Annotated in this window: 13 protein-coding genes and 1 pseudogene; 6 read left to right on the top strand and 8 right to left on the bottom strand. The window is 72.5% G+C overall.

From position 1 onward, the window contains the following. Nucleotides 1-42 precede the first annotated feature (42 nt). Both K1T35_RS41890 and K1T35_RS41885 read left to right on the top strand, forming a co-directional pair. Nucleotides 43-351 carry a helix-turn-helix transcriptional regulator gene (locus K1T35_RS41890; RefSeq protein ID WP_255621287.1) on the top strand — a complete coding sequence of 103 codons (309 nt, stop codon included), beginning with the start codon at nt 43-45 and terminating at the stop codon, nt 349-351. Then, nucleotides 348-1,130 (top strand): SRPBCC family protein, encoded by a 783-nt coding sequence (locus K1T35_RS41885; protein ID WP_220257211.1) that lies wholly within the window; start codon nt 348-350, stop codon nt 1,128-1,130. The genes K1T35_RS41890 and K1T35_RS41885 overlap by 4 nt, the downstream gene beginning before the upstream one ends. A gap of 80 nt (nt 1,131-1,210) precedes the next feature. Here the strand turns inward: K1T35_RS41885 and K1T35_RS41880 are convergent, their stop codons facing one another. The 3 genes from K1T35_RS41880 to K1T35_RS41870 are packed head-to-tail and all read right to left on the bottom strand — an operon-like array spanning nt 1,211 to nt 4,342. Continuing rightward, on the bottom strand, nt 1,211-1,828 hold the full coding sequence (locus K1T35_RS41880; RefSeq protein ID WP_220257210.1) for a uridine kinase: 618 nt from the start codon (nt 1,826-1,828) through the stop codon (nt 1,211-1,213). 49 nt (nt 1,829-1,877) lie between these two features. Continuing rightward, complete coding sequence (locus tag K1T35_RS41875; protein ID WP_220257209.1) at nt 1,878-2,684, bottom strand: maleylpyruvate isomerase N-terminal domain-containing protein; 807 nt, start codon at nt 2,682-2,684, stop codon at nt 1,878-1,880. Then, a complete protein-coding gene (locus tag K1T35_RS41870; protein WP_220257208.1) occupies nt 2,681-4,342 on the bottom strand; it encodes a long-chain fatty acid--CoA ligase in 1,662 nt (553 codons plus the stop codon). Before K1T35_RS41870 ends, K1T35_RS41875 begins: the two co-directional genes overlap by 4 nt. 117 nt (nt 4,343-4,459) lie before the next feature. Here K1T35_RS41870 and K1T35_RS41865 point away from each other — a divergent pair, with 117 nt between their 5' ends. Further along, nucleotides 4,460-5,743 (top strand): glutamate mutase L, encoded by a 1,284-nt coding sequence (locus K1T35_RS41865; protein ID WP_220257207.1) that lies wholly within the window; start codon nt 4,460-4,462, stop codon nt 5,741-5,743. 129 nt (nt 5,744-5,872) lie between these two features. Then, nucleotides 5,873-6,370 carry a hypothetical protein gene (locus K1T35_RS41860; protein ID WP_220257206.1) on the top strand — a complete coding sequence of 166 codons (498 nt, stop codon included), beginning with the start codon at nt 5,873-5,875 and terminating at the stop codon, nt 6,368-6,370. A gap of 61 nt (nt 6,371-6,431) precedes the next feature. On the opposite strand, the gene K1T35_RS41855 is transcribed toward K1T35_RS41860, so the two are convergent. The 3 genes from K1T35_RS41855 to K1T35_RS41845 are packed head-to-tail and all read right to left on the bottom strand — an operon-like array spanning nt 6,432 to nt 9,249. Then, the gene (locus K1T35_RS41855) at nt 6,432-7,061 is read right to left on the bottom strand and encodes an LUD domain-containing protein (RefSeq protein WP_255621286.1); all 630 of its coding nucleotides are present in this window, start codon (nt 7,059-7,061) and stop codon (nt 6,432-6,434) included. Further along, entirely contained in the window at nt 7,058-8,524 is a 1,467-nt protein-coding gene (locus tag K1T35_RS41850; RefSeq protein WP_220257205.1) for a LutB/LldF family L-lactate oxidation iron-sulfur protein, read from the bottom strand. The genes K1T35_RS41855 and K1T35_RS41850 overlap by 4 nt, the downstream gene beginning before the upstream one ends. Next, nucleotides 8,521-9,249 carry a (Fe-S)-binding protein gene (locus K1T35_RS41845; RefSeq protein WP_220257204.1) on the bottom strand — a complete coding sequence of 243 codons (729 nt, stop codon included), beginning with the start codon at nt 9,247-9,249 and terminating at the stop codon, nt 8,521-8,523. The genes K1T35_RS41850 and K1T35_RS41845 overlap by 4 nt, the downstream gene beginning before the upstream one ends. A gap of 271 nt (nt 9,250-9,520) precedes the next feature. Here K1T35_RS41845 and ahcY point away from each other — a divergent pair, with 271 nt between their 5' ends. Beyond that, on the top strand, nt 9,521-11,020 hold the full coding sequence (gene ahcY / locus K1T35_RS41840) for an adenosylhomocysteinase (RefSeq protein ID WP_220257203.1): 1,500 nt from the start codon (nt 9,521-9,523) through the stop codon (nt 11,018-11,020). A gap of 56 nt (nt 11,021-11,076) precedes the next feature. After that, nucleotides 11,077-11,529, top strand: a complete 453-nt coding sequence (locus K1T35_RS41835; protein WP_255621285.1) for an NUDIX domain-containing protein — start codon at nt 11,077-11,079, stop codon at nt 11,527-11,529. 14 nt (nt 11,530-11,543) lie between these two features. Here K1T35_RS41835 and K1T35_RS41825 read toward each other — a convergent pair. Together K1T35_RS41825 and K1T35_RS41820 are read right to left on the bottom strand one after the other, a co-directional pair. Beyond that, nucleotides 11,544-12,338: pseudogene (locus tag K1T35_RS41825) on the bottom strand (SAM-dependent methyltransferase). A gap of 30 nt (nt 12,339-12,368) precedes the next feature. Further along, complete coding sequence (locus K1T35_RS41820; protein WP_220257201.1) at nt 12,369-13,106, bottom strand: metalloregulator ArsR/SmtB family transcription factor; 738 nt, start codon at nt 13,104-13,106, stop codon at nt 12,369-12,371. Nucleotides 13,107-13,130: the final 24 nt, after the last annotated feature.

The raw sequence follows: 13,130 nt of genomic DNA, 5'->3' as shown, positions 1-13,130 counted from the left end.
CATTCTCTTGCGGCTATATACCTTACTTGGTATGTTCGGCTCGTGACGTTCGAGGTGCTCGCCGAGCCGGTCCGCCGCCGGATCCTCGACCTGCTGCGGGAACGCCCGCGGTTGGTCGGGGAGCTCACCGCGGAGCTCGGCCTCAGCCAGCCGGGCACGTCCAAGCACCTGCGGGTGCTGCGCGAGGCCGGGCTGGTGAAGGTGCGGGCCGACGCGCAGCGGCGGTGGTACGAGCTCGACCCGGCGCCCCTAGCCGAGGTCGACGAGTGGCTCGCGCCCTACCGCTGGATGTGGGCCGACCGGTTCGACGCCCTCGAGCGGCACCTCGATGCCGACACGGAGGAGACATGACCGAAAGCCTGCAGGCGCGGGACGGCCGTTCGGTGCTGCGGATGGAGCGGAGGCTGAAGCACCCGCAGGAGAAGGTGTGGAAGGCGATGACCGAGCCGGAGCGGCTCGCCGACTGGTTTCCCGGGAGCGTCGCGCTCGACCTGCGGGCGGGCGGTGCCCTCACCTTCGAGCTCGACGGTGAGGGCGAGACGGGAACCATCACCGACCTCGACCCGCCGCGGCTGATCGCCTACACCTGGGGTGCGGACCACCTGCGCTGGGAGCTGTACCCGGACGGTGAGGGCACCCGGCTCGTCCTGCTGCACACGTTCGACGACCGTGCCGGCGCGGCGAGCTACGGAGCCGGCTGGCACACCTGCATCGCCGCCCTCGACCTCGCGCTCGACGGCCGGCCCGGCACCGATCCCGGTGTGGACGACATCGCGCTGCACGAGCGGTTCGTCGAGCAGTTCGGGCTGGACGCCGGCACCGTCGAGACGGGCGCCGACGGCTGGCGGGTCCGGTACGAGCGCCAGCTCACCCGCCCGGCCGACGGGGTGTGGGGCGCGCTCACCGAGCTCGCCCCGCCGGGAGCCCCTGCGCACGAGCACACCCTGGAACACGACGCGGACGAGGGCGGCCGGGTTCGCTGGGAGCTCGTGGCCGGCACCGGGCACGGCGCCCGGCTGGTGCTCACCCACACCGGCACCGGGGGCGACCCGCGGGCCGCGCTCGCGGCCGACCGGGAACGGATCGCGCGGCTGCTGGACCGTCTGGAAGCGGTCCCGACGGGCCGCTGAACCCCGCACCGGCGAGTCGTGCGAACGCGCACCGTGCACGGATCCCCAACCCGCTGGGCGGGATGCCGCACTCGCCGGGGTCAGGCGCGCAGTGCCGGCTGCCCGGGCAACAGGACCAGCTCCCGGGCCGGGTCGTGGCGCGCGGACGGCGCGCCGTCCACCCGGATGTCGGCCCGGCGCGCCGTCCCCTCGGCCGCGAAGTGGACCGCCTCCTGGCGGGCCCAGCGTTCCCAGTGCGGGCGGTAGGTCTCGCCGTCGCGCGCGATCCCGCGGCGGAACCGCTCGTCGCGCGGCGCCTCTATCCAGACCATGAGCACGGTCCGCTCCGCGATGACCCGCGCCCCGCACCCCGCGCCCTCGACGACGAGCAGCTCCGGTAACCCGAGGTCGTGCGCCTCGGCGAACTCGCCGCGGTGCCAGTCGTAACGGCGGTAGCAGGCCGGCCTGCCCTCCGCCAGCGGCGCCACGACCTGCTCGTACAGCAGCGGGACGGAGGCGGCCAGGCCGTCCCAGCCGGGGTAGATGTCGTCCATGTGCAGCACCGGCGGCTCGCCCAGTGCCGTGGCGAGCCGGGCGGCCAGCGTGGTCTTGCCGGAGCCGGACGGGCCGTCGATGCAGACCAGCCTGGTCGTGCCGCACCGTGGTGGCGCCGCGCGTACCCGCTCGGCAAGCGCGGCGATCTCCACGACGTCCCCCACACGGGCAGGCTACGGGGGCAGTCCTCCACGGCACTTCCACGGCACGTGCTCAACAGAGCAGGGGGAGGCGTGCCGCAGCTGCGCCCAGCGCCCGCCTTTCGCCGCCGCCTGGTGGGACGCGGCCGGTCCCGAGCAACGCCCAGCGCTCGTCGGGCCAGTCGGCGGGCGCCGGGTGGCCCATCAGTGCGTCCAGCGTGCAGCGAACCAGCGCGAGCGGCTCTGGGCGGGGCCCCGGGCGGCGCAGCTCCATCACGAGATCGAGGTGGTGGACCGCCGTCTTCACCGCGAGCGTCGTGACGAGGTCCACGGCCTGCAGGACGTGCCCGCGCGTCGCGACCAGCGCCTCGGGCGGCGTGCGCCCGGCGAGCGCGATGACGGCGCGCGTGGTCTCCATGAGGGTCCGCACGAGGTCCTCGAGCTCCCACGCCCCGGCGATCGTGCGCAGGTTGCGCAGCTCGCGGAATCCGGGGTCGTCGGTCGGCTCGTCCGCCGTCCACCACGTCACGGCGTCGCGGTCGGCCGGCCCCGCGGCCGGGGTGGCCAGCGCCACCAGCGCCCGCTGGACGTCGCTGAGCAGGTGCACGAGCAGGTCGCGCACGGTCCACCCCAGGCAGCGGGTGGGCAGCCAGGAATCCTCCTCCTCCAGCGACGAGGCGATCGTCGAGATGTCGGAATAGGCGATCCGCAGCGCGGTGAGCTCCGGGCTCGGTATCGGTTTCGTTCGCGCCGGATCGCTGCGCGAAACACTGCTCAGCGTCGTCTGATCGCTCCGCGGAGCTCCGCTCAGTGTCGGTGGCAGGCCCCCGTTCGAGTGGGTGGTCGGCGTGCGGGTTGGAACGAGTCGTGCGGTCGTCATGTCCTGCCGTCGTCGGTCGTGCTGGGCGCTGCGGGCGCGGCTACCTGGTAGCCACCGAACTTCTCACGAAGCGTCTTCTTGGAGAACTTCCCCACGCTGGTCTTGGGCACCTCATCGATGAACTCCACCGCATCGGGGAGCCACCACTTCGCCACGCGGGGTTCGAGGTGGGCGATGACCTCCTCCGCGGTGAGCGTCTCCCCGGGCTTGACGACGACGCACGCGAGCGGCCGCTCGACCCATTTCGGGTGTGGGATGGCGATCACGGCGGCCTCGGCGACCTTCGGATGCGCCATGATCTCGTTCTCCAGTTCGACGGAGCCGATCCACTCCCCGCCGGACTTGATGAGGTCCTTGGTGCGGTCCACGATCCGGAGGAAACCGTACCGGTCGACTGCCGCGACGTCGCCGGTGCGCAACCAGCCGTCGTCGGTGAACTGGGCCCCTCCGCCCTCGCCGCGGTAGTACTCGGCGGCGATCCACGGCCCGGCGGCCTGGATCTCGCCGGTGGCGACGTCGTCCCACGGCTGCGGCTCGCCCGTGGCCGGGTCGACCAACCGGATGTCGACGAACGGTACGGCCTGGCCCTGCCGCGCGCGGACGTCGGCGCGCTCGTCCTCGGTGAGCGACGCGTGCTGGGTGCGCAGCGTGCACATGGTGGCGACCGGGCTGGTCTCGGTCATGCCCCACGCATGCAGGATCGGCACGCCGAGCGCCTCCCGGTAGGCCTCCGAGAGTGCCTTGGGCACGGCCGACCCGCCGCACAGGATCGTCCGGAGCGCGCTCAGGTCGTGCTGGGCGAGCAGCGGCTGCATCCCCATCCAGATGGTCGGCACTCCGCCGGTGACGGTGACCCGGTGCCTCTCCAGCAGGCCGGCGATCGCCTGCGGAGTCATGTTCGGGCCGGGGAGCACCAGGTCCGAGCCGGCCAGCAGCGCTCCGTAGGGCAGGCCCCACGCGTTGGCGTGGAACATCGGGACCACCGGGAGCAGCACGTCGCGCTCGGAGAGTGCCGCGCCGTCGGCGATCAGCGTGATCAAGGAGTGCAGCACGCTGGAGCGGTGGCTGTAGACCACGCCCTTGGGGTTGCCGGTGGTGCCGGACGTGTAGCACATTGCTGCGGCGGTGTTCTCGTCCGCGATCTCGAACCGGCCCTCGAACGGGGCGGCCGCGGCGAGCAGCTCCTCGTAGTCGTGCACCCGCGGGTCGACGGGGATCTCGACGTCGGCGCCGTCGTCGAGCACGACGACGTGCCGCACGCTCTCGAGCTTGTCGACCAGCGGCCAGAACAGCGGCAGCAACGAGCGGTCGACGAACACCACCTCGTCCTCTGCGTGGTTCGCGACGTAGACGAGCTGCTCGGGGAAGAGCCGGAGGTTCAGCGTGTGCAGCACCCGCCCGGTGCACGGGACGGCCAGGTACAGCTCCAGGTGGCGGGCCGTGTTCCAGCAGAACGTGCCGACCCGCCCGTCGGCGCTGAGGTCGAGCGTGTCGAGCACGGTGGCCAGCCGCCGCACGCGCCGCGCCCACTCGGCCACGGTGGTGCGGGTCTCGCCGGTGGCGTCGGCGGTGACGATCGTCTTGTGCCCGAAGTACTCCTCGGCCCGGTGGAAGACGTGCGGCAGGGCGAGCGGCCGATCCTGCATAAGACCGAGCATCGGGGGCCTCCTGGGACGGCTGTGGTGTGCGTCACCGAAAGTTACCTCCCGACGAGTGGCTTCACCATTGGCGTCATCCAGCGCCATCCGGCTCACCAGCGGTTAGGCTCGTGCGCCGTGACGCCCCCCGACCAGGCCGCATCGGTCTGCCTCGACGTGGGGTCGACGTGGACCAAGGCGGTGCTGGTGCACGCCGACGGATCCCTCGCCGGTTTCGCGGAGCACCCGACCACCACGGGCGACGTCCTCGCGGGCATGGACGCCGCGGTGCGGGCGGTGTCGGCGGCAGGCCGCGGTGCGGAGCCCGAGCTGCTGGCCTGTTCGTCGGCGGGTGGCGGGCTGCGCATGGCCGTGGTGGGGTCCGACCGGCTGTCGGCGGTGGAGGCGGGGCACCGGGTCGCCGTGTCGGCGGGGGCGCACGTCGTCCACGTGCACGCCGGGCCGCTGGAACCGCCGGACGTCCGGCTGCTGCGCAGTGCCCGGCCCGGCGTCGTGCTGCTCGTGGGCGGTGCCGACGGCGACGACCCGGCCGGCCTGCTGCACAATGCCAGCCGTTTGGCCAGGGCCAGGATCCGCCATCCGATCGTGCTCGCCGGCAACTCCGTGGCGCGCGACGACGCGCTCGCCCTTCTGCGTGCCACCGGCCGCAGCGTGGTGGCGTGCGACAACGTGCTTCCCCGCCGCGGCGAGGTGGTGCCCGGTCCCGCGCGTGCCGCGCTAGCGGACCTGTACCGGCGCCACGCGATCGGCGGCCGCGGTCCGGCCGTCGCGCCCCGGTTCCGCAGGCTCGTGCGGGTGGTCACGCCGGAGGCCGTCGGCCATGCGGCCACCCGGCTCGCCGCGATCTGCGACGCCCGGGTGCTCGTCGTCGACGTCGGCTGCGCGACGACCGATGTCCACTCCGCCGACCGGGCCGAGCCGGTCCGCACCGTCGAGGGTGACCTCGGCGTGCGCGCGGCCGCGGGCGGGGTGCTCGTGGAGAGCCAGAGCGAGGGCATCGTCGACCCGGTGGAGGCCGACCTGCTCGGCCCCACGGTTGCCCGGATGGCCAGCGAGACCGGCTACGTCCCGCGCGACCGGGGAAGCGCCGCCGAGGATCGCCGGATCGCCGCGCTGGCCGCCGTGGTGGCGGTCCGCAGACACCTGCGCGTGCACTCCGACGCGGGGCGCGACGTCGGGCTCGTCGTGCTCGCGGGTGGCGTGTTCCGCCAGCGGAACCTGGCGGGCGGCCTCGCGGCCGTGGTGGCCACCCTGCGTACCGACCCCGTGCTCGCCCCTGTGCTCGCGGCCGCGCCGGTCGTCGTCGACTCCGACTTCGCGGTGGTGCCCGCGGGGCTGCTCGCCGCCCGCGGCCGCACGGAGGCCGCGGAGTCGTTGCTGCGCGACCACCTGCTCGGCTGAGCGGGACGCGCCGCCGCTCGTCGACGGCACCGGCCATGTCGTCGCGCGCCGGGCTCGGGTGCCGAGACGGCCGCCGCCACGCAGCCGTGTGTCGGTCGAAGGCCGGTCACCCCGACTCGGAGGTTTCGCATGTCCCGCACCCCTGCGCTGGCTGCCCTCGTCGCGATCGCCGCGGTCGCCCTCTCCGCCTGCAGCAGCGGCACCGAGATCCCCGTCATCGCCCCACAGGTCCCGGCAGCGCCGGTCACCGAGCTCGAGCGCCCGCCCGGGACGATCGTGAGCGCGAACAGCACGGCCACGCTCGGCACGGTGGTCGTCGACGGATTCGGGTTCACCCTGTACAGGTTCGACGGGGACAGCGCCCAGCCGCCCGCGGCCACGTGCGCCGGTCCCTGCACCGCGACCTGGGATCCCGTGCTCGCCGCCGACCCGATCACGATCGAGGGCCTCGCCGAGAAGGCGATCGGTGCCGTCCAGCGCCCGGACGGTCAGGCGCAGCTGACGATCGGCGGCTGGCCCGTCTACCGCCACGAAGGCGATACCCCCGGAGCCACACACGGGCACGGCGCGGAGGGGAAGTGGTTCGCCATCGCTCCGGACGGCGACAAGGCCGCGGCCCCGAATTGAGGGCCCGGAGGCGACGTCGGTAGGGGTTCTCGACACGTTCCGGCGCACGGCGCTTCGTGCGTCAGCCCGCCAGCACCACGATCAGCGTGCGGGGGCCGTGAACGCCCTCCACGCGCTCCAGCTCGATGTCGCTCGTTGCCGACGGGCCGCTGACGAACGTGATCGGCCGGGTCGGCTCGAGGGCGGCGAGCATCTCGGGCACGGTATGCACGACCTGCTCGGCGCGCACGACGCAGACGTGCACGTCGGGCACCAGCGTGATCGCGCGCCTGCCCTGGTCGGGAGAGCCGTCGAGGGCGATCGTCCCGGTGGTGGCGCAGGCGGCGGCGCAACCGGTGAGCACGGCGGCAGTGGTGTCCAGGTCGGCGGGGGAGAGCCCATCGTCCGTGACACGGGTCGCCGCGAGCCCGTCGGGCCACCAGCCGTCCGGCAGGCCGGGCGGCACGACCACCCGCCCCGTGGTGTCGGCCAGCGCGATCCGGACCGCCTCCGCGACGCCGTCCGCCGGGGTGTCCAGCACCGTCGCCTTGTAGTCGACCAGCCGGTCGCGGAACAGCTCGAGCAGCTCGATGGCACCAGCCGGGTGGGCGCCGGTGCGGTGGTAGTCGCGCGGCACGGTCGGCGGCGCCGGGTGCCCGGCCGCGGCGTTGGCGGCGCGGATGCGGCCGAGCACCTCCTCCCGGGCGGTCACTGCTGTGCTCCGCGCTCGCGCGCCCACCACTCGCGGAACGTCTCGGCAGGCGGGCGCGGGGCGTCGCGGCTGGCCGTCCAGGCCGACAGCGGCGGCGGCAGCGTGCGGATCCGGCCTGCGCGCCTGCCCAGCAGCCGGCCCGCCCGCGACCCCTTCTCGGCGGCCGCGAAGCGGCGCGGCGATGACATCACCCAGGACGCCGCCGCCATCGCGATTGCCTCCGCGCTCGGCACCGGGCGCTTCCGCTGCTCGTCGACGTGCCGGGCCCGCAGCTTCACCAGCAACGACGGGATATCGATCCGGACGGGGCACGCGTCGAAGCAGGCCCCGCACAGGCTGGAGGCGTACGGCAGCGACGCGTTGTCCTCCACTCCCGTGAGCTGCGGCGAGAGCACCGCGCCGATCGGCCCGGGGTAGACCGATCCGTACGCGTGCCCGCCGGTGCGCTCGTAGACCGGGCAGACGTTGAGGCACGCCGAGCACTTGATGCAGTGCAAGGCGGTGCGGCCCAGCTCGTCGCCGAGCGCCGCGGTGCGCCCGTTGTCGAGCAGCACGAGGTGGAACGCCTGCGGCCCGTCGCCGTCCGTCACGCCGGTCCACGCGGACGTGTACGGGTTCATCCGTTCACCCGTCGACGAGCGGGGCAGCAGCTGCAGGAAGACCTCCAGGTCCTGCCAGGTCGGCACGACCTTCTCGATCCCCATGACGGTGATCAGCGTCTCCGGCAGCGTCAGGCACATCCGCCCGTTGCCCTCGGACTCGACGACCAGCAGGGTGCCGGTGTCGGCCACACCGAAGTTGGCCCCGGAGATCGCGACCTTCGCCCGCAGGAAGCGTTCCCGCAGGTGGGCGCGGGCGGCCATGGCGAGCCTGCGTGGCTCGGCCGTCAGCTCCGGGTCGACTCCTCGCATCTCACGCAGGAAGATCTCGCGGATCTCGGCGCGGTTGCGGTGGATGGCCGGCACCAGGATGTGGCTGGGCAGGTCACCGCCCAGCTGGACGATCAGCTCCGCGAGGTCGGTCTCGTGCGCCTCGATCCCGGCGGCCTCGAGCGCCTCGTTGAGGCCGATCTCCTGGGTGGCCATCGACTTGACCTTGACGACCTCGGACGTCCCGGTGTCGCGGACCAGTCCGGTGACGATCGCGTTCGCCTCGTTCGCGTCGCGGGCCCAGTGCACCGTGCCGCCGCGTGCGGTGACCTCGCGTTCGAGGCGCTCCAGGTGCTCGTCCAGCCGCGCCATCGCGGCGGTCTTGAGCGCCTCGCCGGCCAGCCGCAGCTGCTCCCAGTCGTCCAGCTCGCCGACGACGCTCAGGCGTTTGTTGCGGATGGTGCGGGTGGCGTGGCCGAGGTTGCGTCGCAGCTGGGAGTCGGCGAGGGCACCGCGGGCGGCGTCGGGGAAGGACTGCTCGCCGCGCAAGTGCCCGACGCCGCGTGGGGCGGGGATCCCGAGGAAGGTCGTCATGAGGTGCTCGCCAGTATCTCGGCCAGGTGGATGGTTCGGGTGCCGCTGCGCAGCCGGGACAGGCCGCCGCCGATGTGCATGAGGCACGACGCGTCGCCCGCCGTGGCGACCTCCGCGCCGGTGGACAGGACGTTGCGCATCTTGTCGGCCAGCATCGCGGTGGACGTGTCGGCGTTCTTCAGCGCGAACGTGCCGCCGAAGCCGCAGCACTGGTCGGCCTCTGGCAGCTCGAGCAGCGTCATGCCGCGCACGTGGCGCAGCAGCCGCAGCGGCTTGTCGGCCACCCGCAGCATCCGCAGCGAGTGGCACGTGGGGTGGTAGGTGACCCGGTGCGGGTAGTAGGCGCCGACGTCCTCGACGCCGAGGACGTCCACCAGCAGCTCGGACAGCTCGTAGGTGCGGGCGGCCACGGCCTCGGCGCGCTCGGCGAGCCGGTCGTCCTGCGCGCCGCGCGCGACCATCGCGTGCTGGTGGCGCACGCAGCCCACGCACGACCCGGACGGCGCCACGATCACGTCGTACGGCTCGAACGTCGCCACGTGGTGGCGCACCAGCGGCACCGCCTCGCGCTGGTACCCCGTGTTGACGTGCATCTGGCCGCAGCATGTCTGGTCGGCGGGGAACACGACCTCGTGTCCCAGCCGCTCCAGCAGCGCGACGGTGGCCCGGCCGACCTCGGGGTACAGCGCGTCCCCCAGACACGTCAGGAACAGCGCGATCCTCACGCCATCACCCTATGACCTGCGCAGTTGACAGCACCGGCGGGAGCTCGGATGCTGGAGGCGCAATCGCGAAGTCGGTGTCGAGAGGCGCTGCGACGGGCCAGAGCCCGCCACGCTCGACCACCTGGCCATTGCACACGGAACAAGGGCGCCTGCACTCACACGAGGAGGGCGGGCGCATGATTCGTCGTTTCGCCGTCCTCGACGTTCCACACGGTCGGCCACCAGTAACGTGGCCGGCCGCACCAGCCCTACGAGGAGGCGTTAGTACCCCATGACCGCCACTGCCGACATCAGCAGCAGGCTGCAGAACCGCAACGGCATCGACTTCGCCGTGGCCGATCTGGGACTTGCGGAGTTCGGCCGCAAGGAGATCCGGCTCGCGGAGCACGAGATGCCCGGCCTGATGGCGCTGCGGCGCGAGTACGCCGAGGCGCGCCCGCTGCACGGCGCCAGGGTCGCGGGTTCGCTGCACATGACGGTGCAGACCGCGGTGCTGATCGAGACGCTCGTCTCGCTCGGGGCCGATGTGCGCTGGGTGTCCTGCAACATCTTCTCCACCCAGGACCACGCGGCCGCCGCGATCGTCGTGGGCCCGCACGGCACCGAGGAGGAGCCGAAGGGCGTTCCGGTGTTCGCCTGGAAGGGCGAGACGCTCGACGAGTACTGGTGGTGCACCGAGCAGCTGTTCAAGTTCACCGACGACGCCGGGAACGTGGTCGGCCCGAACATGATCCTCGACGACGGCGGTGACGCCACCCTGCTGGTGCACAAGGGCGTCGAGTTCGAGAAGACCGGCGTCGTCCCGACCGTGCACGACGAGGACCTGACCGTCTCCGACGAGTACCGGATCATCCTGGACACGCTGCGCCGCTCGCTGGCCGAGGACCCGAAGCGCTGGACCACGGTGGCCTCGGACATCCGCGGTGTCACCGAGGAGACCACCACCGGGGTGCACCGGCTCTACCAGCTGGCCGAGCAGGGTCTGCTGCTGTTCCCGGCGATCAACGTGAACGACTCGGTCACCAAGAGCAAGTTCGACAACAAGTACGGCATCCGCCACTCGCTGGTCGATGGCATCAACCGGGCCACCGACGTGCTGATCGGCGGCAAGGTCGCCGTCGTCTGCGGCTTCGGCGACGTGGGCAAGGGCTCGGCCGAGGCACTGGCCGGGCAGGGCGCCCGCGTGATCGTCACCGAGGTCGACCCGATCTGCGCGCTGCAGGCGCTGCTGGAGGGCTTCCAGGTGGCGCGGCTGGAGGACGTGATCGGCCAGGCCGACCTCGTCATCACCACCACCGGCAACAAGGACATCGTCTCGGCGGACCTGATGGCTCGCACGAAGCACCAGGCGATCATCGGCAACGTCGGCCACTTCGACAACGAGATCGACATGGCCGGGCTGGCCCGCTACCAGGGGATCCAGCGGATCAACATCAAGCCGCAGGTCGACGAGTGGGTCTTCCCGGACGGGCACTCGATCATCGTGCTGTCCGAGGGCAGGCTGCTGAACCTGGGCAACGCCACCGGGCACCCGTCGTTCGTGATGTCCAACAGCTTCTCCAACCAGGTGATCGCGCAGGTCGAGCTGTTCACCAAGTACGAGGAGTACAACAAGGACGTCTACCGGCTGCCGAAGGTCCTGGACGAGAAGGTCGCCAAGATCCACGTGGAGGCGCTGGGCGGTGAGCTGACCAAGCTCACGAAGGACCAGGCCGAGTACATCGGCGTGGACGTCGAGGGCCCGTTCAAGCCGGAGCACTACCGGTACTGAGCGCACTCGTTTCTGGGCACCTCGCCCGGGGGAGCGCCACGACATATCGTGGACCTGTGGTGCTCCCCCGTGGCGACGGTGACGGCTGGACGCGCTGCGCCCTCGGCCACAAGCACTGGGGGATCTTCGGCGCGGCCGGGCTCCTGCTGTGGCACCGCGAGTGCGTCCTGCTGCAGCACCGCGCTCTCTGGAGCCACTACGGCGGCACGTGGGGCCTGCTCGGCGGGGCCCGCAACCGCGCAGAGTCGGCGGAGCAGGCCGCCCGGCGGGAGGCCGCCGAGGAGGCGGGGCTCGCCGCGGACGGCTACGAGATCACCGGCACCTACGTCGACGACCACGGCGGCTGGTCGTACACCACCGTGGTGGCGCAGGCTCGGTCGGCGGTCCTGCCCACGGGCCTTACGGCCGAGACCCTCGAAGTGCGCTGGGTGCGTGCCGCATCGGTCCACGACCTGCCCCTGCACCCCGGCTTCGCGGCGACATGGGAGACGGTGCGCGCGATCGCGTAGCAGGCCCGTGCGCCCTACGGTTTGCGCGCCACCCCGCCGTATCCGTCGATCGGCTCGATCCGGCCGACCTCCATCGGGTCCGGCCGCCACTGGGTGATCGATACGACGCCGGGCTCGACCAGCTCCAGCGCGTCGAACCACCGCTCGATCTGGGGGACGCTGCGCTGGTACTAGGGCGAGCCTGCCTCGGCCTGGGCTCTCGCGCCCGCCCGGGCGCGCTCGCTGGTGTCGGTGCCGTCCCACAGCGCCAGATAGCTGCCCGACGGGACGGAGTCGAGCACCCGCGCGATGATCGCGCCGGCTTCGTCCGGGTCGCGGACGTAGCCGAGCACGCCCATGAACATCACGCCGACCGGTCGCTCGAAGTCGAGCACCTCACCGGCGCGCCGGATGATCCGCTCGGTGTCGCGGTAGTCGGCGTCGACGTACGTGGTGACGCCCTCTGCGGTGGTGTTGACCAGCAGTGACCGGGCGTGGGTCAGCACGAGTGGGTCGTTGTCCACGTAGACGATCCGGGCATCGGGGGTGACCGACTGGGCGACCTCGTGGGTGTTCTGCATCGTCGGCAGGCCGGTGCCGATGTCGAGGAACTGGCGGATCCCGGCTTCACCCGCGAGGTAGCGCACCGCGCGGATCAGGAACTGCCGCGACTTCTTGGCGGCGTCGGCGATGTCGGGCCATGCCGCCTGCACGGCGTCGCCGACGGCGCGGTCGGCCGGGTAGTTGTCCTTGCCGCCGAGCCAGTAGTTCCAGATCCGCGCACCGTGCGGTACGTCGAAGCGGATCTCGGGGGGTTGCGGGTCGGTCACGGAAACGGACCATAGCCCAGGCCTCGTCGGTCACTCCTCGATGCCAAGGCTCTCGGCGAGCACCGCCGCGCCAGCCGGAGTGACCCGCACGCTGCGCCCGCGATCCCGCCGCATGACCCAGCCCGCGGACAGGAAGCGGTCGAGGATCGAGCGTCCGAGCAGGCCGGCCAGGTGGTGGCGCTGCTCGCTCCAGTCGATGCAGTAGCGGACGAGCGTGCGCCTCCGCTCCGGGACGACGACGTCCATGTCGGCCAGCCAGCGCCGGCCCGCCGGGGTCAGGGCGTAGTCGACGTCGCGCCCGTAGCCACTGACCCGGTCGTGGCGGCTGAGCTCCGGGTGGTGCCGGCCGTCCCCGCCGTCCAGGTAGCCCCGGTCGATCATCGAGGCCATGATCTCGACACCGAGCCGCCCGGCCAGGTGGTCGTAGCACGTGCGTGCGGCGCGCAACTGCCCCGCCCTCGTGCTCTCGCGCAGCGACCGGACCGGCCGCGCCGGAGCGATCTCCATCAGTTTCTCCAGCAGCTCCCCGACCTGGGGACCGGCCAGCCGGTAGTAGCGGTGCCGGCCCTGCGGCTCCACCCGCAGCAGCCCCGCGTCGGTCAGCTTGCTCAGGTGGCTGCTGGCCGTGGCCTTCGTGACGCCCGCCTCGTCGGCGAGCACGCTCGCCGGCAGCGCGCGCCCGTCGTTCAGCGCGAGGAGCACCCGGCAGCGTGCGGGGTCGGCGAGCAGGGCCGCGACCTCGCTGATCTCCACGTCTCCTGCGACCACGCCACTGACGGTAGGCCGCTGACG

Origin of the sequence: Pseudonocardia sp. DSM 110487, assembly GCF_019468565.1 — a bacterium.
Taxonomy (GTDB): Bacteria; Actinomycetota; Actinomycetes; order Mycobacteriales; family Pseudonocardiaceae; genus Pseudonocardia.
This window is presented reverse-complemented; position numbering and strand designations above follow the sequence as displayed.